The organism is Staphylococcus massiliensis CCUG 55927, from assembly GCF_000298075.1.
In the GTDB taxonomy this organism is placed as follows: Bacteria; Bacillota; Bacilli; order Staphylococcales; family Staphylococcaceae; genus Staphylococcus; species Staphylococcus massiliensis.
Window position 1 is genome coordinate 394,574 of record NZ_JH815593.1, and the last position, 24,068, is coordinate 418,641.

The window sequence follows — 24,068 nt, forward strand, 5'->3', positions numbered from 1 at the left end:
ATACTTAGTAATTCGCTTAAACGTGATAGGTTAAGATTTAGCGGTGCGTTCAACGTTAAGTGCGTTGTTTTCCTCGAGCTTCTACCTAACCTTTAAACGTTTGGATTGAAGTGTCATTCCTCCTGTATGATATAATACTCGTGATTATTCGTGTCGTTACCACATTACATATGTTTTTTCTAATTTTTCAGTTAATTAAATTCAAACTCTGTGGTAGAATTTAGAAATATCTTATTAAATATTTATAGAACGGAGTGATGAGGATGCGTTTTTTAACATCTGGTGAATCCCATGGACCTCAATTAACAGTTATCGTTGAAGGTGTACCTGCACACTTAGAAGTTAATGTTGAGGATATTAATAAAGAAATGTTTAAACGTCAAGGTGGATACGGACGTGGACGCCGTATGCAAATTGAGAAGGATGCGGTAGAAATTGTTTCAGGTGTACGAAATGGTTACACACTAGGTAGCCCAATTACGTTAGTGATTACAAATGATGATTTCACGCATTGGCGAAACATTATGGGTGTACATCCAATTAGTGAAGAAGCTCAGGCAAACATGAAACGCGTAATCACTAAACCTAGACCAGGTCATGCTGATTTAGTTGGCGGTATGAAGTATCAACATCGCGACTTACGTAATGTACTTGAACGTTCATCTGCACGTGAAACTGCAGCGCGTGTAGCGGTAGGTGCGTTGTCTAAAATTTTACTTAAGCAACTTAGTATCGATATCTTTAGTCGTGTCGTTGAAATTGGCGGTATTAAAGATACAAGTGAATTCGACCTAGACTTAATTAAATCTAAATGTGACCAAAATGATGTTCGCGTTATCGATGACACGATTGCGCAATCAATTCGTGATAAAATCGATCAAGCGAAAAAAGACGGCGACTCTATTGGTGGCGTCGTTCAAGTTATTGTAGATAAGATGCCTGTCGGAATAGGTAGTTATGTGCATTACGATAGAAAGCTTGATGGGCGTATTGCGCAAGGTGTTGTAAGTATTAATGCGTTTAAAGGTGTTAGCTTTGGTGATGGTTTTAGCGTTGCAGGAAAGCCTGGCAGTGAAGTTCAAGATCAAATCGCATATGATGAAACAAAAGGTTATATGCGTCTATCTAATCACTTAGGTGGTCTTGAAGGCGGTATGTCGAACGGGATGCCGTTAATTGTAAATGGTGTTATGAAACCGATTCCTACATTATATAAACCGTTAAATTCCATCGATATCGAAACGAAAGAACCGTTTAAAGCAACTATTGAACGTTCTGACAGTTGTGCGTTACCTGCAGCGAGTGTGGTATGTGAACACGTGGTGGCTTTTGAAGTTGCGAAGGCACTTATTGAAGAATTTGAATCGAATACGATGATGCAACTAAAAGCACAGATTGAGAATCGACGTGCGACGAATCAAACGTTCTAGGGAGTGAACGCAATGCGTTTAGATACAACTTATGAGAGAGATAATTATCCGATTATCGTTGAAAATGGGGCGCTTAACCACCTTAAATCATATGTAGAATCGTATCATACCGTTATTTTGTGTGTGGATGATACTGTACAAGCCTCATGGTCTGACAAAATAACATCTATCGCCGAAGAAACGGGTGCTCGGTTAAAAGTACTGCATGGTGGAGAATCGTTGAAATATCTCAAACATTACGAAACCTTTGTGGAAGGGCTTTTAAAAGAGGGCGTTACAAGAAACACTTGTTTAGTGGCTATCGGTGGTGGCGCTACAGGTGACTTTGTAGGATTTGTTGCGGCGACGCTCTTACGTGGCGTCGACTTTATTCAAGTACCTACGACGATACTCGCGCACGATTCGAGCGTTGGCGGCAAGGTCGGCATTAATACGAAAGCTGGGAAGAACTTAATCGGCGCCTTTCATCGACCGGAAGCCGTGTTGTACGATTTAGACTTTCTTACTACACTACCTTATAGCGAAATTTTAAGTGGCTATGGGGAAGTGTTTAAGCACGCGTTATTAAATAACGTTGATCAAGTTAACGCTTTAATGAAAGCTTATCCAAATCAAGCGCAACTTAAAGCGCTTCATGACATGGAGAAATACTTAGTGCTTGGTATCGTAACGAAATTAAAGATTGTGGTAGCTGATGAAAAGGAATCAGGTTTACGAAAACATTTAAATCTCGGTCATACCTTTGGTCACGCGTTTGAATATTTATACCACATTCCGCACGGTCAGGCTATTCTAGTCGGCATTCTATACCAAATGATACTGTCTAACGAGCACCTACAAGCGAACTTTGATATTCAGAAATACTACCAATACTTGCGTAGGCTTGACGTGCCTTTTCAAGAAATGGAGCAAGTGAACTTTGAATCCATCTATAAACTGATGTTAAAGGATAAGAAAAACACGCAAGCCGGCGTTCAAATGGTCTTACTTAAGGACTATGGCGAACCGATTACGATGACTGTTGAAAAGTTAGCGCTTAAATCTGCGTTTCTTAAGCTACAGTCGCTGATAAAGGAAGTGTAACAAATGGAAGCAATTCAAATTAAAGGGCCGTTAAAGGGCGACATCGAGGTGCCGGGCGATAAGTCGATTACGCATCGCGCAATTATCTTAAGTGCACTTGCTAAAGGACAAGCTACGATTTATAAACCGCTTCTCGGCGAAGATTGTTTACGCACAAAAGCTATCTTTGAATTACTTGGCGTCGATATTTCGATCGAATCTGACAAGATGTTCATCGATTCGAAAGGCTATACATCATTTACAACGCCGCACCAAGTTTTATATACTGGTAACTCTGGAACGACAACACGCTTACTTGCGGGACTCTTCGCAGGACTCGGCATTCAAGCTGTCTTATCAGGAGACGCTTCCATCGGCAAAAGACCTATGGACCGTATTATGAAGCCGCTTCTACAAATGGGCGCACGCATTAGAGGCGTAGATGATAATTATACACCACTGATTATTGACACAAGCGACATTAAAGGTATTGATTATAGGATGCCTGTCGCAAGCGCTCAAGTTAAAAGTGCGATTCTCTTAGCGAGTCTCTTTAGTGAAGACGAGACGACTATTCACGAGTTAGCATTGACGCGTAATCATACAGTGACGATGTTCCGTCATTATAATATTCCATTAAATATTGACGGCAATGAGATTCAAACTGTCTCACGCGGAATCGATCACATTCAGCAAAGGGACTTCTATGTGCCAGGTGATATTTCATCAGCTGCGTTCTTTATTGTCGCTGCACTTATTACACAAGGTAGCGATATCACGCTTCACAATGTTGGGATGAACCATACGCGAACAGGCATTATTGATATCGTGAAACAAATGGGCGGTCGTATCGATATCTTTAACGTGTCGGAAGGTGCTGAGCCGACCGCTTCAATTCGCGTTCAATATACAGAGAACTTGAAACCAGTTTCGATTGAAGGCAACATTATACCGAGATGCATCGATGAAATTCCGATTATAGCGTTACTCTGTACCCAAGCTACTGGAAAGAGTATGATAAAGGATGCAGGTGAATTGAAAGTTAAAGAAACAAATCGCATTGATACGACGGTTAATGAACTCAATAAACTCGGGTTTGATTTAACGTCGACTGACGACGGTATGATAATTATGCCGTCTACGATTACTCAAGTTGCAAACGTTGATAGTCATACCGACCATCGTATTGGTATGATGTTAGCCATTGCGTCACTTTTAACACCATCAACGATTCATATTGACCGATTCGATAGCGTTAATGTGTCATTTCCAGGATTCTTATCTAAACTAAAACAATTAGAAAATGAGGGATAATGTATGGAGGACATCCATAAGATTATAGATGATATCAACCTTCAAAATTTAAAGGGCATCGATTCACGCGTTGAAAATGCGCTCACTGAAGAACAAGATGAAGGTGCGTTATTCATACTTGGTGAAACACTCTACCAATATGGCTTAATACCACAAGGTTTAGAAGTGTTTCGATTCCTTTACCATAAATTTCCGAACGAACCTGAACTCTTAATTTACTTTGTAGAAGGATTAATTGCGGAAGGTGAAACAGACGAAGCCTTAGAGTATCTCACTGAAGTTGAAGATACGCCTGAGAAGCTCATGTTAGAAGCAGATTTATATCAACAACTGAATATGCTTGAGGTCGCCATTGAAAAGCTCAACCAAGCCAAAATGATTCAACCAGAAGATCCGATTATCAATTTCGCGTTAGCTGAACTCTTCTACTATGATGGCCAGTGGTTACGTGCTGTTACAGAGTACGACACTGTTCTTGAGACAGGTGACTACATGATTAATGGTGTGAACTTGTTCTCACGTATCGCGGATTGTAGTCTTCAAAGTGGTAACTATGCAGACGCGATTCAAAACTACGATGAAATTAGTGATTCTGAAATGACGTCTGAAGATTATTTTAAGAAGGCCATTTCATATGAGAAGAATGAGCGTACTAAAGAAGCCATCAGCATTATGAAAGACCTATTGACGAAGGACCCAGACTTTATTCAAGGTTATTTCTACTTACAGCAACTTTATGAGCTTGAAAAGGACTATCCAAGCGCGATAGAAATTGGTAATGAAGGTCTTAAACTTAACCAATTCTATAAAGAGTTAATGTGTCAGACTGGTAGCTTAGAAATCGAACACGGCGATCAAAATGATGGTGTCGATCATTTACTTGAAAGTTTAGAAGTAGATCCAAGCTATCATGAACCAGTCCTTATCTTAAGTGAATTTTACCGAGAACAAGATGACCACGAAGCATTAATTGGGTTAATTAAGTATGTAGATGAAGAGGACATGGACCCTGTATTTATGTGGCATTTAGCCTATGCATACGGTGAAGAAGAACGTGATAAAGAAGCCATGCATTTCTATCAACTTGCTTATCAAACACTCAATGACCAAGCACCATTCTTAAGCGATTACTATTTCTATCTCATAGAAATCGGTCACATCGAAGAAGCAAAGCCAATCTTACAAAAGCTTAAGGAAATTGACGCGACAAACGAAACTTGGTTTGAAGAAGAAGACAGATTACAATAGGTGATCGTATGTCAACAACGTCTATTACGTGGGATAAACAAAATTTCATAGAATATCTATTGTTCCATTATGAATTTAAATCACGCATTAGTGTCTGGATATTAAACTACATTAAAGCTGATTTAGAGACGCTCGAACGCATGCACTTCGTCGATACTATTGTACCTTCGCATCAAACGCTAGAATTAAGTGTTAATCACGCTTATCACATTGGTGTGAAGTTAACACGTGATGGTGAAACTTATTATAAAAACAACATGATATTTAAGTTAATCGCAACGACACATGAACCCTTTGACCTTAAGATTCATTTTGAAAAGGGTAAGCGTAATGATAGATATGATACGTTACTATTCAATCAACTCTTGGCTTCACCTTCGTATGAAGCGTATTTACAAGACTTATACGATATTCATTTGTCACAGCCCGATCAAGAACATTTAATTCATGAATTAAAAGCTTCAATCGATCTAAGTCTTCAACTTAAGCAAGAAGACCGCTTTAAACAGTATAGTCATATCTTAAATTCGATACAGTTTCGAAATTTTAAATAAAGGATACATGTTTATGAATTTGATGCAAAATTGGCGCATGCTGATTACAAATAAGTTTTTCTTATATTTTATAATTTTATGTAACTTACTAGGAACCATTTATGGCTATATTTGGTATGGCTCGCAGCTTGCTGAAACACCTTGGTATTTTTATATCTTCGTGCCAGATAGCCCGACTGCTACACTTTTTCTAACGATTTCGTTAATTTTGTTACTTTTCAATCGGAAAAGCACAATCATCGATACACTCGCATTTGTGACGTTAATTAAGTACGGTGTTTGGGCTGTATTTATGAATATCTTTATGTTTTATGTGGATCAAACGATTTATCCCATGGGCGTGATGCTTATCATGTCACACGGTATCATGGCAATACAAGCATTCTTGTTTATGCCATTATTTAAGTTTGATATTAAAAGTATTATCATAGCACTTATTTGGGTATTTCATAATGATGTCATTGATTATGTATTTCATCAGTATCCGAAATACGGATCACTTGATCCTTTCGAACCAATAATTGCCTATGTCGCATTTTGGTTAACCGTTATCAGCTTTTTATGCATCTCTTTGAAAAAGCCCTTAACCGAAAATAAAATGTTTGACCAATCTTAACGTACTAATTAAAATATAATATGAGGAGTGAAGTGAATGTTATCATACCTATTATTTCTGTTTATCGTAATGATTCTCCCAATGTACGCACAACATAAAGTTAAAAAGAACTATGAGAAATACTCTCAAGTGCGTTCAACTAGTGGGAAAACAGGTCGAGATGTTGCTTTAGAAATTTTACATGCGAATGGGATCTATGACGTAGAGGTTAAACAGGGACATGGCTTCTTAACGGACCATTATGACCCTAGAAATCGAGTACTTGTATTATCACCAGCAAACTTCAATCGTCCAAGTGTTGCCGGTGCTGCAATCGCTGCTCACGAAGTTGGACACGCGATTCAACATCATCAAGGTTATTTCTTCTTAAAATTTAGAACAGCGCTCGTACCACTTGCGAACCTTGGTGGCTCATTATCTTACATCTTTATTATGATTGGTTTTGTATGTACGATGATGCAATTCGCATTCGGTTCAACAGCTTTATGGATTGGTATTTTCCTAATGGCTTTATCTGTATTATTCTCAATCATCACATTACCTGTTGAGTTTGATGCAAGTAAACGTGCAATGAATCAAATTCAATCTTTAAACTTAGTTAATCAAAAAGAATATAAACATGCGCAGAAAGTGTTACAAGCTGCAGCAATGACTTACGTTGCTTCTACAGCAGTAGCAGTTGCCGAATTAGTTCGTTTAATTCATTTTACGCAATCACAAGATTAATAGATATCGAAACTGGGACATTTTAAATGTCTCAGTTTTTTTTAGTTATGGATACAAGAGGCGTATTACGAAAAAGAAAATAGGCATTTCAGCTTCCAGTAGCTTAGAGGGCTTTTCAAAGAGGGCAAGCGTCTATGAAAGGAACGTATTTGACCTAAATTACTTAAACAAATGTGCTCGAAATTTGCCGTGTGTATCACGAAATTGAAATTCGACGTACTCTATAATACTATATGTGATAAGGGAGGACGACGTTATGACGAAATCTATGAACGATATGCAGAAGGAAGTTGACCAATACATAAGCCAATTTAAGACGGGCTACTTCTCGCCGCTCGCAAATCTTGCACGCTTAACAGAAGAAGTTGGCGAACTCGCAAGAGAAATTAACCATACGCACGGAGAGAAGAAAAAGAAGGCGAGTGAAGCTGAGAACACGATTAAAGCTGAACTTGGTGACAATCTGTTTGTATTATTATGTCTCGCGAATTCTTTAGACATTGATATGACTGAGAGTTTCGATGAGACAATGGCGAAATTCAACACGCGCGATAAAGATCGCTTTGAACGAAAGTCTGACTCATAAAGGAGGTGCCGTTGTATGAAGATTGGTATTACATGTTATCCATCTATGGGTGGATCTGGCATCATTGCGACTGAACTTGGTATTTTAATGGCTGAAAAAGGACATGATGTCCATTTTATAACGTCTAATATTCCATTTAGAATGCGTAAGCCTATCCCAAATATTACATTTCACCAAGTTGAAGTGAATCAATATGCGGTATTTCAATATGCGCCGTATGATATCACGCTTAGTACTAAAATTGCGGATGTCATTAAGGAATATGACCTCGACATCTTGCATATGCACTATGCGATTCCTCACGCAATTTGTGGCATTCTAGCACGCGAAATGGCAGGTCGAGATGTGAAGATTATGACGACTTTACATGGTACGGATATAACGGTGCTTGGTTATGACCATGCGTTAAAAGGCGCGATTCGATTCGGCATTGAACGTAGTGACATGGTGACGAGTGTAAGTCATGCTTTAAAAGACGAAACGATGGATATCATTAAGCCGAATAAAACGATTACGCCTATTTATAATTTCGTTAGGGAGAACGAATTCCCAACATGCTACAATCCTAAGCTTAAGGAAACGTATGGTATTGAAGATGATGAGAAGGTCATCATTCACGTGTCGAACTTTAGACGTGTTAAACGTATTGATACGATTATTGAAACGTTCTATTATATTCGAAAAGAAATGAAAGCGAAGTTAATTTTACTTGGAGATGGACCTGAACTGATTGATATGAAAGCGTATGCCAGACAACTGGGTTGCTTTGACGATATTTTATTCTTAGGTAAACAAGACTACGTGAGCGAATTTTACCAAATGTCTGATTTAGTGCTATTACTCAGTAACAAAGAAAGCTTCGGTTTATCATTGCTTGAAGCGATGAAGACAGGCGTGCTTCCGATTGGTACGCGCGCTGGCGGTATTAAAGAAGTCATCAAACATAACGAAACAGGCTTCTTAGTAGATGTAGGCGATAGTAAGAAAGCGAGTGAATATGCGCTTGATATCTTAAATGATCCTGAGCGTTATCAATCGATGAAACAAACAATGTTGAAAGATATCGAGGAACGTTTCTACTCAGGGAAGATCGCGGATGAGTATGAATATTATTATAGGAAGATGTTAGGTGACAATCATGAAGAAAGCCTTTAATGACGCTAGACCGATACTTGATACCATCGAACAACATGGCTATGAGGCATATTTTGTTGGTGGTGCGGTCCGAGATTTCATCCTCGAGCGCCCAATTAATGATGTTGATATTACGACGAGTGCGATGCCTGATGAAATCGAAACGATATTTGAGCGTACAATTCCGATTGGTAAAGAACACGGCACGATTAATGTGTTATATGATGACGATCAGTACGAGGTGACGACGTACCGTACTGAAAGCGATTATGTCGACCATCGTAGGCCAGATCATGTAGCGTTCGTGCGAGAACTGAAAGAGGATTTGAAGCGTCGTGACTTCACAATAAATGCGCTTGCGATGGATAAGGACTTTCAAGTTGTCGATTACTTTGAAGGTAAGAAGGACATGCGCTTACGCCAGATTCGTGCGGTAGGTGAGCCAGCAGAACGTTTTACTGAAGATGCACTACGTATTCTACGCGGCGTACGCTTTCAGTCTCAACTTGACTTTGAAATCGAGACCCATACATTTCGCGGTATGGCCGCTCAAATTCATGACATCAAGTATTTATCCATTGAACGTATCGTTGTAGAACTGAAGAAATTGTTTCATGGTGTCGCCGTTGAAAAGGCCCTTAAGTCTATGAACCATTTAGGTGCCTTTAATGATATTCCAGTGTTTAAATCCTTTGATATGAAAAGACTTAAGCTAAGTACACCGCTATCAATGGACTTTGTACTCGCTATACTTAAGCTTCAACAAGGGTCAGTTCAGTTAAAGCCACTTAAAATTAGTAATCAAGAACTTCAAACGATTCAAACTTATGAAAAAGCCATTGCTCAAATAAACGCGATTCAAAGTAAATTCGATATCGACAAATTACTATTTCAAATAGATATTCAATGTATTTATAGTATCATTTCAAAAACTGATATACTTAAAGAGAATGATGTTTTACACGTCTCGCCGTTCATTTTTAACAAGCAAGTCGTTGAAACGCGTTACGCTCAGTTACCGATAACATCGTTTAACGATTTAGCTGTAAATGGGCATGATCTTATGACACACTTGAATCAAAGAGGTGGCCCTTGGATCAAAGCAACACTTAATCAAATAGTAGACGCCATTCTAAAACGAGACATAATAAACGATAAAGACGAAATATTGAAATGGGTGAAACAACATGTCGAAGTATGAAAATGATGTATTAAATGTATTGTATCAGCACCAACCTGAATTCGTTTCAGGCCAATTTATTGCTGAGCAACTTAAAATATCAAGAACCTCAGTTAAAAAGGTTATTGACCGTTTGAAAAATGATGGATGTGAAATTGAATCGATTCATAACAAGGGACACCATTTGGTAAATCTTCCAGATAAATGGTATGAGACGCTTGTTGATCGACTTATCCAAAAATCATCACTCATCGACTATGCCGTAACGCATGAAACGGTTGATTCAACACAAATACTCGCTAAACAAGCATTAGTTGGAAATCAAGATACATTTATGGTTATCGCAGATGAACAAGTTAAAGGGAAGGGACGTTTTAACCGACCATGGGCTTCAGAAAGAGGTCTCGGTTTATGGACGTCTCTTGTATTACGTCCAAATGTGCAATTTTCAATGATTACGACATTCAACTTATTTATGTCGCTAGCAATTCGTGATGCGATTCAATCCTTTGTGGAAACAGATGTATTTGTGAAATGGCCGAATGACATTTATATTGGTGATAAGAAGGTGTGTGGCTTTTTAACGGAGATGGTCGCAAATCATGATGGTATTGAAGCGGTTATTTGTGGCATTGGAATCAATATGAATCAACTTGGTGACCATTTCGATGAAGTTATTAAAGATAAAGCGACGTCCATTCGTCAACACAACAATGATGTATTAATCGATCGATATGATTTCTTAGACGTGTTACTCAAGAACATCGAACACCGCTACCTACAATTTTTAAGTACGCCATTTAAAGATATTAAGGATCAATATATGAAACATTCTAATATCTGGGACCGTACGCTTACGTTTACTGAAGGCAGCAAGCGTTTTAAAGGCGAACCTGTTTCAATCGATGATCAAGGGTTCCTTCACGTTAAAGATGGAAACGGTGATATGCATCGTTTAATGAGTGCTGATATAGAATCTTAAGAGAGGAGAACAATTATGGCTCAGCCGTGTTATGCCGTTGTAGATTTAGAGACTACGGGCAATCAAATACAAACCGATGAAATCATTCAAATAGGTATAACATTCGTGAAAGGCGATGTCATCACAGGTACGTATCAATCTTTAATTAAGACGGATATCACGATTCCGCCATTTATCTCAGCGCTGACATCGATTGATAACGAAAGTTTAGCTAACGCGCCTTATTTCCATGAAATTAAAGAGGAAATTTTAAAGCAACTTCAAGGTTGTATCTTTGTCGCGCATAACGCGGATTTCGACCTGAAGTTTTTAAAGGCCTCTTTTGAAGCATGTAATATGTCATTTGAACCGTATAAGGTCATTGATACGATGGAACTCTTTAAGATTGCGTTCCCTACTGCGAAAAGCTATCAGTTAGGTGAGCTTGCAAGTGCGCTTGATATCCCGTTAGATCATGCACATCAAGCTGATGAAGATGCGAAGACAACCGCTTTAATCATGTTGAAAAGCTTTGATAAATTCAAAAACTTACCTTTAGATTCTAAGAAACAACTTTATTATTTAAGTAAAGCACTTAAATATGATTTAAAAGATTATTTCTTTGAATTAATCCGTCATTCTAAAGAGATTGACATTTCAAAAGATTATGGTCAGTTCGAACAACTCATTTACAAAAAGCAAGTTGATTTAAAACTACCGAAATTTAAATTACCTCATACGTTAAAAGATATTTATGCATTAGTAGTGGAACGTTTAAATCTTAATTACCGAAGCGAACAACTTTACTTAGCAGAAACCATTTTTGAGCAACTTTTACATAATGAAAAGGCCTTAATCGAAGCTGAGTTAGGTAGCGGTAAATCTCTTGCTTATTTATTAGCTGCCTTATTATATAATCATGAAACTGATCGTCATGTAATGATATCGACGAATACGAAACTACTTCAAAATCAGTTGTTGCATAAAGATATACCATTATTAAACGAGGCACTTGGTATCAACGTCAATGCTGCGCTCATTAAGAGTAAGAATGATTATATTTCACTCGGTTTAATCAGCCAAATTTTGAAAGATGAAACGCATAACTACGAGGTCAGTTTATTAAAAGCCCAATTACTAATTTGGATAACCGAGACCGAAACAGGCGATATTCACGAATTAAATCTTAAAGGTGGACAAAAAGTCTACTTCGAACAAAAGGTTGAGACTTACGTGCCTGTGCCTGGCGATATTCATTATTATAATTACATTAAACGTAACGCTAAGCACATTCAAATTGGTGTAACGAATCACGCGCACTTACTTCATCAGTCTAATGAGAATTCGATTTATCACTTATTTGATGACTGTATCATTGATGAAGCGCACCGTTTACCAGACTATGCACTTAATCAAGTTTTATCGAAACTGACCTATAGTGACATCAAATATCAACTCGGATTAATTGGTAAAAACGAAAATGAGAAACTACTTCAGAAGATAGACGAGCTTGAACAAAAGCGTATCTTTGAACGTATTGATATTCCACCAATTGATGTCTTTGGACTTAAAATTGACATTAATGAACTACATGAATTAACAGAAGACTTATTCGATCATATGTTAGACATTATTCATACATCACATATTTATGATGATGAAAGTAATAAGTTTCATTATGCGTTCGAATTTAATCCATCACCATTAATTCAAAAACTGACACTCATTACTCATAAAATTAATCACATTTTAGAATACTTTAACGGAATGAGTCATAAAACAATCAAAACGACGCGTAAACAATTGCTTTATATTAACGATCAATTTAAACAAGTTTTAAAAAGTCTCAAAGCCAACCATACGTCGTTTATCGCAATTAAAAATGTAGAACAGAAATCAACGATTGAACTTATGATTAAAGATCATTCAGTTAAAGATATCTTATCCGAACGCATCATCGATAAGTTTAACGCTTTAACATTGATTTCAGGTACGCTCACGTTCAATGAATCTTTCGAGCATTTTAAAAAGTGGTTCCATAATGAGCACACCTTTAATGCATACATTATTAATACGAAGATGAAACGAAAGCATGAACCTAAACTTTTCATACCAAGTGATATCGAAAGTTACGATTATTCAAATATCGACGGGTATGTGATGTCTATCGTGAACTATATCGTAGAGTATGTGAACACGACGCAGGATAAATGCTTAGTGCTTTTCACAAGTTATAAAATGTTGTACATGGTCAATGAGTATCTCAATGAAATGCCTGAACTATCGGATTATGTGATATTGCATCAACAACAAAGTCAGAATAATAAAATCGTAAATCAATTTAATAAATTTGATAAATCAATCCTGCTCGGCACGAATACGTTCTTTGAAGGATTTGATTTCCAAAGCAAGGGCATTAAATGCGTGATGATTGCGAAATTGCCATTTATGAATCAGAAACATACGAAATATTGGCTCATGCATGACGAATTTATTCACATCTTTAAAGATTATGTGCTGCCTGATGCGGTAACGCGCTTTAGACAGGGGCTAGGGCGCTTAATTCGAAATGAGGATGATAATGGCATCGTCGTGTCGTTTGATAATCGCTTGATACATAGTCAGTATCAACAATATTTCGAATCGACGACAGCATCATTCGACGTGATTAATAAAGACATCAATATTTTCCGAAAAGTCCTAAAAGATTTAATCCAAGACGATAGAAACAATTCTTAATCTAGAAGTTACGCAGTGATTTTGTTAAACTAAAGAAGAGTATTTTATAAATAGGAGACTGGTTATGAAAACGACAATTAGAGAAGCTAAAAAATATATCGACCAAGAAGTAACAATTGGTGCTTGGCTTACAAATAAACGTTCAAGCGGTAAAATTGCATTCTTACAATTACGTGATGGTACAGGTTTCATGCAAGGTGTTGTAGTGAAATCTGAAGTTTCAGAGGACGTATTCCAAACTGCGAAAGACATCACGCAAGAATCTTCAATGTACATCACAGGTACGATTACAGAAGATAACCGTTCTGATCTAGGTTATGAAATGCAAGTGAAATCAATTGAAATTATTCACGAAGCAAGTGATTATCCGATCACACCTAAAAACCATGGTACTGAGTTCTTAATGGACCACAGACACTTATGGTTACGTTCTAAGAGACAACATGCGGTTATGACAATCCGTAATGAAATCATTCGTGCAACATACGAATTCTTTAATGAAAATGGATTCACTAAAATTGACCCACCAATTTTAACAGCAAGTGCGCCAGAAGGTACAAGTGAATTATTCCATACTAAATACTTTGATGAAGATGCATACCTTTCACAAAGTGGTCAGCTATACCTTGAAGCTGCAGCAATGGCATTCGGTAAAGTATTCTCATTCGGGCCAACGTTCCGTGCTGAAAAGTCTAAAACAAGACGTCACTTAATTGAGTTCTGGATGATCGAACCTGAAATGGCGTTTACGAACCATGATGAAAGCTTAAAAGTACAAGAAGAATACGTTGCGCACGTTGTTCAATCTGTACTTAAGAATTGTAAAATTGAACTTAATATTTTAGATCGTGACACTTCAAAACTTGAGAAAATCAAAGCACCATTCCCACGCATTACGTATGATGATGCGATTGAATTCTTAAAAGAAGAAGGCTTTGACGATATCGAATGGGGCGAAGATTTCGGTGCACCACACGAAACGGCTATCGCTAACCATTATGACTTACCAGTATTCATCGTGAACTACCCAACTAAGATTAAGCCATTCTACATGCAACCAAACCCTGAGAACGAAGACACAGTACTATGTGCTGACTTAATAGCACCTGAAGGTTATGGTGAAATCATTGGTGGTTCAGAACGTATTAATGATGCTGAATTACTTGATCAACGTATCGATGAACACGGTTTAGATAAAGAAAGCTATAACTATTATTTAGATTTACGTAAATACGGAAGCGTACCACACAGTGGCTTTGGTTTAGGTTTAGAACGCACAGTTGCTTGGATTTCAGGCGTTGAACACGTTCGTGAAACATCACCATTCCCACGCTTATTAAACCGTTTATATCCATAATCAATGTCGACATAAAAATAGTGTTAAAGAGCCAGGGACTTAGTACGTTTCCCTGGCTTATTATATAGGGCGCACGTACCTAATCCTAATGAATATTGAGGTGAGCTTATGCATACTAAATTTTTAAAAGAACGTCCGCTCGTGATACATCATATGCTTTTAAATCATTACAACGAGCTAGGCATCAACGAACAAGACTTCGTGATATTACTCAAATTGATATATGCTTACGACGTGACGAATAAACAGCCGTCTATACTTACGCTTCAACAAGGTACGACGCTTGAAGAGCGTGAAATCACCGCTATTATTCAAAAGCTCATCCAACGTGATCTTCTTGATCTGAGTGTTCATAAAGATGATGAAGGTAAATTCTCTGAGTACATGAACTTAGAGGGCTTTTACGAGAAGCTATCGGAAATCATGAAGAAGGATATTTCTGAAGATCACCATAAGAAGAAAGAGATCGACTTTAAAACACTCTTCCAACAATTCGAACAATCGTTTTCAAGACCGCTATCTCCTATAGAAATTGAAACGTTGAATCAATGGATTGATGTCGATCAACATGGTAATGAATTGATTCTACAAGCTTTGAATGAAGCTGAATCTAACCAAAAGCTGAGTATGAAGTATATTGATCGGATACTGCTGAACTGGAAGAAGAATAATGTTGAGACGATTGAGCAATCGAAGCAGGTGAGTCGTGCGTTTAATCAACCTGAAATGCAGCATAAAGTTAAGAAAATACCGAAATTTGATTGGCTGAATGGGGAGAATCCGTATGATAAGTAAGAAAAAAGCGTTAGAAATGTTAGATGTCATCGATGACATGTTTCCGGATGCTGAATGTGAATTGAGGCATGAGAATCCGTTCGAATTAACGATTGCTGTACTCTTATCAGCTCAGTGTACGGACAAACTTGTGAACAAGGTAACGGCGTCGCTCTTTGAAAAGTACAAGACACCCGAGGATTATTTAGCGGTTGAACTTGAGGAATTGCAGGATGACATTCGTTCAATTGGCCTCTATCGTAACAAGTCTAAGAATATTCGAAAGTTGTGTGCGTCACTTCTTGAAAAGTTCGACGGTAAAGTTCCTGAAACCCATGCTGAGTTAGAAAGCTTAGCAGGTGTTGGTCGTAAGACAGCAAATGTTGTGATGAGTGTCGCATTTGGAGAACCTTCTTTAGCGGTAGATACGCATGTAGAACGTGTTTCAAAGCGTTTAGGTATTTGTCGCTATAAAGATAATGTGCGTGAAGTGGAACGTAAACTTACATCGAATATACCGCGCGAACAATGGACGAAGAGTCATCATCAGCTTATCTTCTTCGGTAGGTATCATTGCCTAGCTAAAAAACCGAAATGTAGTGAGTGTCCATTGCTACAAGATTGTAGAGAAGGGCAAAAGCGTTATCGTGCAAGTTTAAGGGAGTCATCTTAATGTTTAAGGAAAAGTTTAGTCAATTAGAAAGTGAATTAGATGAAATGAGTAAGTTGCGTCAATTGAAGACTGAATCAGGTAAAGCATTACTCGATCAATACTTCGACTTATTAATGGCGTACTTTAAGGATATTAATGAAATTGAGGATTATGATGCGGCGCGTATAGATGCGTTGCCTGTAGTGCCAATGAACTTTGAAGAACGATTATCATATATCGAATTGCGTAAGCATCACTTTATGGGTTATCAACAAATGAAGACGATGAAACAGGAATTGATTAAGATGAATGCGTCGTATCAAATTCGTAAAAAGCGTCAGTGATAGAGAAGAATAAGCGTATATGAAAAAGACCAGGCTCAATGCCTGGTCTTTAATTATGTCGTTAACCCGCTTGCTGTGACTGACCGTTTTGAGGTCGGGTGGATGTTTGCGGTGTTGTCGACTGTTGATTTTGAGAATTTTGATTACCTTGGTTGCTACCATTTTGTTGCTGACTTTGGTTACCTTGTTGTGTAGCCCCAGCTGGCTTTTGGTTCTGAGATTGTCTTTGAGATTGACCTTGTTGTTGTGACTGAGTCGTACCTTGTTGCTGTTGGTTCTGAGTAGTAGCACTTGATCCATTAGAACTATTTGATGACTCTGAGCTGCTGTCGCTTTCAGATGAATCAGATTCTTCACTTGATTCGTCAGATGATGGAACTGAGCTAGTACTGTTACCAAAGTTTGAGTTAGGTGATGATTTTGTTTTATTGTCTGTAGTTGAACTATCTTTGTTACCAGCAATATTGTAGTTAGGGTAGCTACCTTCAACTGAAGCTGGTTTCTTGTAATCTTGACCATCTTTAGGGTTAACTTCACTCATAACATCTTGAAGTAATCCTTGTGGTAAGACTTGTTCATCATGACCAACAAATGAGTTTTCACCGTATGGTTTAACTTTATCAAAGCCCATCCACACTGACATTGAATATTTCGGTGTGAAACCGTTTATCCAAACGTCTTTTGCGGCAGAATCTGGTAAGTTATATTGGTCATAAATTTGTTGCGCATAAGTACCAGTACCTGTCTTAGCTGCTAAGTTAATGCCTGGTACGCCTTTACCAAACGCAGAGCCGTATGGTTCGAATGTACCTTTAAGCATTTCAGCTAACATGAAGGCTGTTGAATCTTTCATTGCCTTATTACTTGAGTGTTCAAATTCGATTGTATCACCGTCAGCGTCCACAACTTTTTGAATTGAGTGCGCTTTGTTGTACTCACCGCCGTTAGCGATTGCCGCGTAGGCAGAAGCAAGTTCAGTAGGTGAGAATTCAGATGATGAACCACCAAGTACATCAGAAGGGCCGATATCTTTAGATTGATATTCAAGTCCAACTTTTTCAGCAAATTTAACTGGTGCGCCATTACCTGCATGGTCCTTAACTTCTTGCCATGTCTTGAGTGCAGGAACGTTGAAACTTTGTCTTAACGCGTCAAAGGCAGAAACTTCACCGTGACCTTTTTGGTCGTAGTTTTTGAAGATGCCTCCGTTAATGTTAATTTGGTCTTCGTCCTGGATCTTATGGTTTGTTGCCCAGTTCATGTTTTCAATGGCTGGTCCATAAGCTAAGAATGGTTTTAATAAAGAACCAGTAGGGTGAACATCTGTAGCCATGTTACGTTCTACAACGTCTTTATAATCACGGCCACCTGAAATCGCGACTAATTCACCAGTTTCACTATCAACAATAGTGGCACCAACTTTTTGGTCATCGTTCTTATAATAAGAACCGTTATTAACTTTGTCTTGTAAAGAGTTTTGAACATTTTTGTCCATGTTCGTGTAGATCTTAATACCACTGTTCATAACGTCTTGAAGATTTTTACCTTTGTATTCTTCGTTAGACATTAACTCTTGTTTCACAAAGTTAATATATGATGCATATTGCTTAGAATCTTCATCTTCAGGTTGAATTTGACGATCTTTAGCTGTACGTTCTACAAGGTTTTTGTCGATAGGTGTTTCTTGTGCTTCCTTCATTTGCTTCTTAGAAATACGTCCGTGCATTTCCATCAGATGTAATACTGTGTCTTTACGCTTTTCAGCACGATCTGGATGGTCATAAACGTTGTTGTAAGAAGGTACTTGAGGTAAACCAGCTAAGTATGCAGATTCAGCAAGATTTAAGTCTTTTAAATCTTTATCAAAATAGTACTTAGCAGCGGCTTTAACACCATGTACACCATCGTTGTAGTAAATCTTGTTTAAGTACATTTCGAAAATTTCATCTTTACTATATTCTTGCTCTAAACGGTAAGATAGATAAGCTTCTTGTGCTTTACGTCCGATAGACTTTTCATTCGTTAGGAACGAACGTTTAACAACTTGTTGTGTAAGCGTTGAAGCACCTTGAGAACCGAATCCACCTGTAACGTTCTTAAGAACTGCGCCGAATAAACGTTTATAGTCTAATGCACCATGGTCATAGAAGCGATTATCCTCAGTTGCTAATACAGCATCTTTCATTTGCTGTGGTACTTCATCGATATCAACACGTGCACGACGCTGACCGTCGTCCATGGTCTTAACCAGTTCTCCGTTCCTGTCATAAATTTTTGCCGGTATATTATCTTGTAACTTAGAATCACTAAAAGCTGGAGCTTTCCAAGCATAATAAGCAAAAAGTAATATACCTAACAACATTAAGACTAAGAAGGCTAAGAACAAGAATCCTAGAATCTTAATTATCGTCCTCTTAATGTTTTTATTCTGTTTTTTACCGGACTTCGACTTATTTGAACGCGAAGTCCTATTCTTTTGGCTCATAAGCGGTCCTCACTTTCATCTAATATCAACTTATCAACTGCATTAAGATAGTTTAATCGTGGTTGATACTGATAAGGAATATGGTAACCATTTTCTCTGATTTCTTCAACCGAAATAGACTTCTTGACATCGTTTAAAAAACGTTGCCAAAATGGTAAAAACTTCCTATAAGATATTAAATAAACTTCATTTAAGCTTTTGAAACGTATCATTAAAAAGACAATCGCTTTTTGCTGATAAACCGCTTCCATATGCGACACTTGATGGTCGTGAATATTATTCAAAGGGAAGGAGGTTTTGTTCTTTGTTTCCTTAGCTTCGAAGTCAATGTAATATCCATTATAAATACCATTATAGTCGGTTGTAGAAGGGGTCCTGAAGTATGCTTCTCTTATGACAGCTTTACTACGCATCGGATAGTCGACATTAACAATTTGAACCGGAGTCGGTTTTTTATGTATGACTGCTCGGTTAGTCTCTCGGTAATATTTATTCGATTTCTCGATATCCGATTCTAAAGACATACCTCTACCACCATATTTAATGTTACGTGACTGGGACTGCTTTTTCATTCCGTCCTGAGTCCGATTTCTTAAAAATGGCTTCCCATTAGGATAATTCATTTGTTTCACCACGCATTATTAATGGTTCATCCGATCACACGTATATTCAAATACATATTTTATTTATATATTTATCGTTCTTTATATTTCTATGTAAACGCATATGTATTTGAACATAATAATACGAATCGGCAAATTTATTATAGCATTTTTAATAGAGAATACATATCTACTTACACAATTTTTAACGAAGCATTTGATACAACTAGGTTATAGACACTGATATATGATAAATTATTGTTAAAAGGAGGGTGAAAGATGGATAGGCACGTGCTTAAAGAACTACAAGTCATTCTCGATGAAATCTTTCAACGCTTCACCTCATCAAAAGAAGGGCACGCGTACGACTTTTACAAAGAAGTGGTACCTTACACAAAAGAGGTTGATGCTAAATTAGACCTTTTAATAGAAGAAAAACAAAACATCGTCGAATTACCTTACATGAATCCGATGAAATTCGATAACTTTATCGAGCATTTTAAAGAATTGACCGTCGAATGTCATTTCGATAAGAGTCGAAAGCTATTTATTGAAAAGCACAAAGCTGTGACTTATGATTTAAACTATATTCAACAACATTTAGGTGATATCGATGTATAAGACCGCTTACTTTACGGGATATAAACCATTTGAGCTTAATATATTTAATGATAATTGTGATGAAGTTAAATATTTAAAAAAGTTTATCAGAAACAAATTAATCACTTATATTGAAGAAGGTCTGGAATGGGTGCTAACGCAAGGGCAGCTTGGTATCGAAATGTGGGTCGCTCAGACCGTTATTGAACTTAAAGAGGAATATCCGCAAATTAAACTTGGTATCATCACACCATTCGAAGAGGTAACGGCAAAGTGGAATGAAGAGAACACCCTTAAGTTTGAACAAGTCGCTTCAAAGGCTGATTACGTGAATAGTATTTATCACGCACCATACCAAGGTCCGCACCAATTTAAAGCTTGCGATCAGTTTATGCTTGATCACACAGACCTAACTATTATGATATATGACGATGAAATGGAAGGAAGCCCTAAATACTTCAAAAGACTCTTAGTTGATTTTGTTGAAAAAACAAATTATACTTATGATATTGTCACATTTGATGAAATCACTGATTTCATCAACGATTTGCAATGGTCAAATGAACAATAGTTTTGAATGAGGTGGAGAAATTATGTCAGAAGTTTCATTAAAGTTAACTGCTAAAGATATTTATGAAAAAGATTTTGAAAAGACAATGGTAAGAGGATATCGTCCAGAAGAGGTTGATGCCTTTTTAGATGATATTATTGCAGATTACCAAAAAATGTCTGATCTTAACAACGAAGTAATTAAGTTATCAGAAGAAAACAATAAACTAAAAAAAGAGATTGAAGATTTAAGATTACGTGTTGCTTCAAGCAGACCTCAAGATAATAAAGCATTCTCAGGTAACAACTCTGGCAACGTTGACCTCTTAAAACGCATTTCTAATTTAGAAAAAGCTGTATTCGGTAAGTAATACACTTTCTTTAGATGCGATACAGTACATAGGACTTTTAGTCTTTATATTTTTGTATATGCATGATATAATTTTTCAGTGATATTTTGAGTAATCGCTATAGTAATATAGAGGAAAGTCCATGCTCACACAATCTGAGATGATTGTAGTGTTCGTGCTTGACGAAACAATAAGTCAAGGCATTAAGTTGACGGCGGTGACCTAACCTAAGTCTTTGATATGGTTACAATAGCCTGAAAGTGCCACAGTGACGTAGCTTTTATAGAAATATAAAAGGTGGAACGCGGTAAACCCCTCGAGTGAGCAATCCAAATTTGGTAGGAGCACTTGTCTAATGGAAGTCAACATATAGACGAGGTATTTATATTCGTAATATATAAATTCAGACAGATGATTACTGCCGGCGTACGAGTGTGACTAGTGCACGTTAGTAGTACTAAGGTACAGAACATGGCTTACAAAAATATCACTACTAGACACTATGCTCTCCAATAGACGGAGAGCTTTTTTTAATGGGTATGACAACTTATATTATAGATATATATTTGTTTATTTGAATTTAATATATAACATAAGTTTTAAGAACTCTGTTAACATAGAATTACATAATACTTAGAAAAGGGATTGTTTTAAGATGTTTCAATTACTAGCAGTATGCCCAATGGGTCTTGAAGCAGTTGTTTCAAAAGAAATCCAAAGCTTAGGTTATGAAACGACGGTAGAAAATGGCCGAATTTATTTCGAAGGTGATGAGGAAGCAATCGCGACATGCAACTTATGGTTACGTACCGCCGATCGAATTAAAATTGTCGTTGGACAATTTAAAGCGTTTACGTTTGATGAATTATTTGAGAAGACAAAAGATTTACCATGGGAAACGTTTATATCTGAAGATGGAAAATTTCCAGTCCAAGGACGTAGTGTAAAATCTAAATTATACAGTGTGCCAGACTGTCAGGCGATTACAAAGAAAGCGATCGTCGAAAGACTTAAGCACGCTTATAACGAACGCGGTTGGTTAGATGAAACAGGTGCTATGTATCCTGTTGAGGTTTCAATACTTAAAGATAATGTCTTACTCACGATTGATACTGCAGGTTCAGGTCTTAACAAGCGTGGCTACCGTATCGCGCAAGGGGAAGCGCCGATTAAAGAAACGCTTGCAGCAAGTTTAATTCGCCTTGCGAACTGGGATGGCAATACGCCTTTAATCGATCCATTTTGTGGTTCAGGTACAATTGCGATAGAAGCATGCTTAATTGCTCAAAATATTGCACCAGGATTTAATCGTGAGTTTGTTTCTGAAAAGTGGGATATGATGCCAGCAAATCTTTACGAAGATTTACGTGCTAAAGCAGATGAAAGTGCAGATTATGAAAAAGAAGTTGAAGTCATCGCTTCAGATATCGATCCTGAAATGATTGAGAATGCGAAACAAAACGCCGATGAAGTAGGTCTAGGTGACATCATTCAATTTAAAGTACAGGATGTTAATACATTGTCAATTCAACATGACGGACCTGTGTCGTTAATCGGAAACCCACCATATGGTGAACGTATCGGTGACCGTGAAGAAGTTGAAGAAATGTACCGCTACATTGGTAAACTCATGAAGAAAAACCCATCTCTATCAACTTATATACTTACAAGCAATAAAGAATTCGAATTCTTAGTTAATCAAAAAGCTACTAAACGTCGTAAACTCTTCAATGGTTATATTGAATGTACCTATTATCAATATTGGGGTAAACGATAATTTAGGTTTAAAGGAGGAATTATATGCATCAAGAATTTAAACGAGGCATCTTTTTATCGCTAGGTGCATACATACTATGGGGCATCTTACCCATATATTGGTCACTCGTTAAAGGTATCGGCTCGTTTGAAACACTCGCGTTTAGGATAATTCTTTCTCTCATTTTCATGGTCATTTTGCTACCAATTATTAATAAGACGGGCGCACTTAAGAAAGATTTACATTACTTAAAACAATTTCCGACTAAATTTGTTGCAATCGTCGTGGCTGGTTACATTATCACAATTAACTGGGGTACATTCATCTACGCCGTTGATCATGGCCACGTACTTCAAGCAAGTTTAGGTTATTATATCAATCCTTTAGTAAGTATTGTGCTCGCTCTCATCTTTTTAAAGGAACGCTTTACCAAACTTGAATGGATCGCCATTGCTTTAGCAACGATAGGTGTTATCTTTATGACGCTAAAAATAGGTGAATTTCCATATATTTCACTACTACTCGCATTTAGCTTTGGTTTTTATGGCCTCATTAAGAAGTCTATTAACATTGACGCGTTAAGTAGTATTACAATTGAATGTATCGTAACAGCTCCTGCTGGTATCATCTACATTTGGTACTTATTCCAAACAAGCCAAGTTTCATCAGGTTGGAACATGTCAACATTCTGCTTATTGTTCTCAGGTGCCATCACCGCGATACCGCTCATACTATTCTCTGCAGGCGCTAAACGTATACCGTTATCATTAGTTGGCTTCATTCAATATGTTGGTCCAACATTAATCTTCATTCTTGGTATATTTGTCTTCCATGAAAAGTTTGACATTAACCAATTAATAACATTCATATTTATATGGATTGGTATTATTTTATATAGTATTTCAAAATACTTAACAATTCGTAAATCTAAAAATCCAGTATAATTTTATTTAAGAACGGAACTTCGGTTTCGTTCTTTTTTATATCATTTTCTTTTTTAAAAGCACTTTATAGACACACTATGCATAAATTCATAAAAGTTACAAAAT

23 protein-coding genes and 1 other RNA gene are annotated in these 24,068 nt (G+C 37.2%); 22 read left to right on the plus strand and 2 right to left on the minus strand.

The features are described 5' to 3' along the window. Positions 1 to 263 precede the first annotated feature (263 nt). The 16 genes from aroC to A33S_RS0102425 all read left to right on the plus strand — a co-directional run bounded on the left by aroC (position 264) and on the right by A33S_RS0102425 (position 16,677). On the plus strand, positions 264 to 1,430 hold the full coding sequence (gene aroC / locus A33S_RS0102350) for a chorismate synthase (RefSeq protein ID WP_009383763.1): 1,167 nt from the start codon (positions 264 to 266) through the stop codon (positions 1,428 to 1,430). A gap of 12 nt (positions 1,431 to 1,442) precedes the next feature. After that, positions 1,443 to 2,513, plus strand: a complete 1,071-nt coding sequence (gene aroB, locus A33S_RS0102355) for a 3-dehydroquinate synthase (protein WP_009383764.1) — start codon at positions 1,443 to 1,445, stop codon at positions 2,511 to 2,513. Between the two features lie 3 nt (positions 2,514 to 2,516). After that, positions 2,517 to 3,806, plus strand: coding sequence for a 3-phosphoshikimate 1-carboxyvinyltransferase (gene aroA / locus A33S_RS0102360; protein WP_009383765.1), 1,290 nt, complete (start codon positions 2,517 to 2,519; stop codon positions 3,804 to 3,806). 3 nt (positions 3,807 to 3,809) lie between these two features. Next, positions 3,810 to 5,054: a tetratricopeptide repeat protein gene (locus A33S_RS0102365; protein WP_009383766.1), complete on the plus strand. Its 1,245-nt coding sequence runs from the start codon at positions 3,810 to 3,812 to the stop codon at positions 5,052 to 5,054. A gap of 8 nt (positions 5,055 to 5,062) precedes the next feature. After that, a complete protein-coding gene (locus tag A33S_RS0102370; RefSeq protein ID WP_009383767.1) occupies positions 5,063 to 5,608 on the plus strand; it encodes a YpiB family protein in 546 nt (181 codons plus the stop codon). A 13-nt stretch (positions 5,609 to 5,621) separates the two neighbouring features. Beyond that, positions 5,622 to 6,224 (plus strand): DUF1405 domain-containing protein, encoded by a 603-nt coding sequence (locus tag A33S_RS0102375; RefSeq protein ID WP_009383768.1) that lies wholly within the window; start codon positions 5,622 to 5,624, stop codon positions 6,222 to 6,224. Positions 6,225 to 6,260: 36 nt separating this feature from the next. Then, positions 6,261 to 6,950, plus strand: coding sequence for a zinc metallopeptidase (locus tag A33S_RS0102380; protein ID WP_009383769.1), 690 nt, complete (start codon positions 6,261 to 6,263; stop codon positions 6,948 to 6,950). Positions 6,951 to 7,206: 256 nt separating this feature from the next. Beyond that, a complete protein-coding gene (locus tag A33S_RS0102385) occupies positions 7,207 to 7,536 on the plus strand; it encodes a nucleotide pyrophosphohydrolase (RefSeq protein WP_009383770.1) in 330 nt (109 codons plus the stop codon). 15 nt (positions 7,537 to 7,551) lie between these two features. Continuing rightward, positions 7,552 to 8,691, plus strand: a complete 1,140-nt coding sequence (gene bshA / locus A33S_RS0102390) for an N-acetyl-alpha-D-glucosaminyl L-malate synthase BshA (protein ID WP_009383771.1) — start codon at positions 7,552 to 7,554, stop codon at positions 8,689 to 8,691. Beyond that, positions 8,672 to 9,871 carry a CCA tRNA nucleotidyltransferase gene (locus A33S_RS0102395; protein ID WP_193765452.1) on the plus strand — a complete coding sequence of 400 codons (1,200 nt, stop codon included), beginning with the start codon at positions 8,672 to 8,674 and terminating at the stop codon, positions 9,869 to 9,871. The genes bshA and A33S_RS0102395 overlap by 20 nt, the downstream gene beginning before the upstream one ends. Beyond that, complete coding sequence (locus A33S_RS0102400) at positions 9,858 to 10,832, plus strand: biotin--[acetyl-CoA-carboxylase] ligase (RefSeq protein WP_009383773.1); 975 nt, start codon at positions 9,858 to 9,860, stop codon at positions 10,830 to 10,832. Before A33S_RS0102395 ends, A33S_RS0102400 begins: the two co-directional genes overlap by 14 nt. A 15-nt stretch (positions 10,833 to 10,847) precedes the next feature. Next, the gene (locus tag A33S_RS0102405; protein WP_009383774.1) at positions 10,848 to 13,550 is read left to right on the plus strand and encodes a helicase C-terminal domain-containing protein; all 2,703 of its coding nucleotides are present in this window, start codon (positions 10,848 to 10,850) and stop codon (positions 13,548 to 13,550) included. 64 nt (positions 13,551 to 13,614) lie between these two features. After that, entirely contained in the window at positions 13,615 to 14,907 is a 1,293-nt protein-coding gene (gene asnS / locus A33S_RS0102410) for an asparagine--tRNA ligase (RefSeq protein ID WP_009383775.1), read from the plus strand. Between the two features lie 108 nt (positions 14,908 to 15,015). Beyond that, positions 15,016 to 15,702: a DnaD domain-containing protein gene (locus A33S_RS0102415; RefSeq protein WP_009383776.1), complete on the plus strand. Its 687-nt coding sequence runs from the start codon at positions 15,016 to 15,018 to the stop codon at positions 15,700 to 15,702. Continuing rightward, positions 15,692 to 16,354, plus strand: coding sequence for an endonuclease III (nth, locus tag A33S_RS0102420; protein ID WP_017176511.1), 663 nt, complete (start codon positions 15,692 to 15,694; stop codon positions 16,352 to 16,354). Before A33S_RS0102415 ends, nth begins: the two co-directional genes overlap by 11 nt. Then, positions 16,354 to 16,677 carry a YpoC family protein gene (locus tag A33S_RS0102425; RefSeq protein WP_009383778.1) on the plus strand — a complete coding sequence of 108 codons (324 nt, stop codon included), beginning with the start codon at positions 16,354 to 16,356 and terminating at the stop codon, positions 16,675 to 16,677. Before nth ends, A33S_RS0102425 begins: the two co-directional genes overlap by 1 nt. Before the next feature lie 61 nt (positions 16,678 to 16,738). On the opposite strand, the gene A33S_RS0102430 is transcribed toward A33S_RS0102425, so the two are convergent. Together A33S_RS0102430 and recU are read right to left on the minus strand one after the other, a co-directional pair. Next, positions 16,739 to 19,162: a transglycosylase domain-containing protein gene (locus A33S_RS0102430; RefSeq protein WP_009383779.1), complete on the minus strand. Its 2,424-nt coding sequence runs from the start codon at positions 19,160 to 19,162 to the stop codon at positions 16,739 to 16,741. Further along, positions 19,159 to 19,785, minus strand: a complete 627-nt coding sequence (gene recU, locus A33S_RS0102435; RefSeq protein WP_009383780.1) for a Holliday junction resolvase RecU — start codon at positions 19,783 to 19,785, stop codon at positions 19,159 to 19,161. The genes A33S_RS0102430 and recU overlap by 4 nt, the downstream gene beginning before the upstream one ends. 258 nt (positions 19,786 to 20,043) lie before the next feature. Between recU and A33S_RS0102440 the strand changes: the two genes are divergently transcribed. The 6 genes from A33S_RS0102440 to rarD all read left to right on the plus strand — a co-directional run bounded on the left by A33S_RS0102440 (position 20,044) and on the right by rarD (position 23,963). Then, complete coding sequence (locus tag A33S_RS0102440) at positions 20,044 to 20,385, plus strand: DUF1798 family protein (protein ID WP_009383781.1); 342 nt, start codon at positions 20,044 to 20,046, stop codon at positions 20,383 to 20,385. Next, complete coding sequence (locus tag A33S_RS0102445; RefSeq protein ID WP_009383782.1) at positions 20,378 to 20,935, plus strand: SLOG family protein; 558 nt, start codon at positions 20,378 to 20,380, stop codon at positions 20,933 to 20,935. Before A33S_RS0102440 ends, A33S_RS0102445 begins: the two co-directional genes overlap by 8 nt. Positions 20,936 to 20,957: 22 nt before the next feature. Beyond that, positions 20,958 to 21,284, plus strand: a complete 327-nt coding sequence (gpsB, locus tag A33S_RS0102450) for a cell division regulator GpsB (protein ID WP_009383783.1) — start codon at positions 20,958 to 20,960, stop codon at positions 21,282 to 21,284. An 82-nt stretch (positions 21,285 to 21,366) separates the two neighbouring features. After that, an RNA gene (gene rnpB / locus A33S_RS11965) (RNase P RNA component class B) lies at positions 21,367 to 21,747 on the plus strand. 171 nt (positions 21,748 to 21,918) lie between these two features. Further along, positions 21,919 to 23,040: a THUMP domain-containing class I SAM-dependent RNA methyltransferase gene (locus A33S_RS0102455; protein ID WP_009383784.1), complete on the plus strand. Its 1,122-nt coding sequence runs from the start codon at positions 21,919 to 21,921 to the stop codon at positions 23,038 to 23,040. 23 nt (positions 23,041 to 23,063) lie between these two features. After that, complete coding sequence (gene rarD / locus A33S_RS0102460) at positions 23,064 to 23,963, plus strand: EamA family transporter RarD (protein WP_009383785.1); 900 nt, start codon at positions 23,064 to 23,066, stop codon at positions 23,961 to 23,963. The last annotated feature ends 105 nt before the right edge of the window (positions 23,964 to 24,068 follow it).

What these genes read in the sequence shown, in the direction of transcription:
- aroC (WP_009383763.1), top strand. Translation starts at nt 264, where the DNA reads ATGCGTTTTTTAACATCTGGTGAATCCCATGGACCTCAATTAACAGTT.
- aroB (WP_009383764.1), top strand. Translation starts at nt 1,443, where the DNA reads ATGCGTTTAGATACAACTTATGAGAGAGATAATTATCCGATTATCGTT.
- aroA (WP_009383765.1), top strand. Translation starts at nt 2,517, where the DNA reads ATGGAAGCAATTCAAATTAAAGGGCCGTTAAAGGGCGACATCGAGGTG.
- A33S_RS0102365 (WP_009383766.1), top strand. Translation starts at nt 3,810, where the DNA reads ATGGAGGACATCCATAAGATTATAGATGATATCAACCTTCAAAATTTA.
- A33S_RS0102370 (WP_009383767.1), top strand. Translation starts at nt 5,063, where the DNA reads ATGTCAACAACGTCTATTACGTGGGATAAACAAAATTTCATAGAATAT.
- A33S_RS0102375 (WP_009383768.1), top strand. Translation starts at nt 5,622, where the DNA reads ATGAATTTGATGCAAAATTGGCGCATGCTGATTACAAATAAGTTTTTC.
- A33S_RS0102380 (WP_009383769.1), top strand. Translation starts at nt 6,261, where the DNA reads ATGTTATCATACCTATTATTTCTGTTTATCGTAATGATTCTCCCAATG.
- A33S_RS0102385 (WP_009383770.1), top strand. Translation starts at nt 7,207, where the DNA reads ATGACGAAATCTATGAACGATATGCAGAAGGAAGTTGACCAATACATA.
- bshA (WP_009383771.1), top strand. Translation starts at nt 7,552, where the DNA reads ATGAAGATTGGTATTACATGTTATCCATCTATGGGTGGATCTGGCATC.
- A33S_RS0102400 (WP_009383773.1), top strand. Translation starts at nt 9,858, where the DNA reads ATGTCGAAGTATGAAAATGATGTATTAAATGTATTGTATCAGCACCAA.
- A33S_RS0102405 (WP_009383774.1), top strand. Translation starts at nt 10,848, where the DNA reads ATGGCTCAGCCGTGTTATGCCGTTGTAGATTTAGAGACTACGGGCAAT.
- asnS (WP_009383775.1), top strand. Translation starts at nt 13,615, where the DNA reads ATGAAAACGACAATTAGAGAAGCTAAAAAATATATCGACCAAGAAGTA.
- A33S_RS0102415 (WP_009383776.1), top strand. Translation starts at nt 15,016, where the DNA reads ATGCATACTAAATTTTTAAAAGAACGTCCGCTCGTGATACATCATATG.
- nth (WP_017176511.1), top strand. Translation starts at nt 15,692, where the DNA reads ATGATAAGTAAGAAAAAAGCGTTAGAAATGTTAGATGTCATCGATGAC.
- A33S_RS0102425 (WP_009383778.1), top strand. Translation starts at nt 16,354, where the DNA reads ATGTTTAAGGAAAAGTTTAGTCAATTAGAAAGTGAATTAGATGAAATG.
- A33S_RS0102430 (WP_009383779.1), bottom strand. Translation starts at nt 19,162, where the DNA reads ATGAGCCAAAAGAATAGGACTTCGCGTTCAAATAAGTCGAAGTCCGGT.
- recU (WP_009383780.1), bottom strand. Translation starts at nt 19,785, where the DNA reads ATGAATTATCCTAATGGGAAGCCATTTTTAAGAAATCGGACTCAGGAC.
- A33S_RS0102440 (WP_009383781.1), top strand. Translation starts at nt 20,044, where the DNA reads ATGGATAGGCACGTGCTTAAAGAACTACAAGTCATTCTCGATGAAATC.
- A33S_RS0102445 (WP_009383782.1), top strand. Translation starts at nt 20,378, where the DNA reads ATGTATAAGACCGCTTACTTTACGGGATATAAACCATTTGAGCTTAAT.
- gpsB (WP_009383783.1), top strand. Translation starts at nt 20,958, where the DNA reads ATGTCAGAAGTTTCATTAAAGTTAACTGCTAAAGATATTTATGAAAAA.
- A33S_RS0102455 (WP_009383784.1), top strand. Translation starts at nt 21,919, where the DNA reads ATGTTTCAATTACTAGCAGTATGCCCAATGGGTCTTGAAGCAGTTGTT.
- rarD (WP_009383785.1), top strand. Translation starts at nt 23,064, where the DNA reads ATGCATCAAGAATTTAAACGAGGCATCTTTTTATCGCTAGGTGCATAC.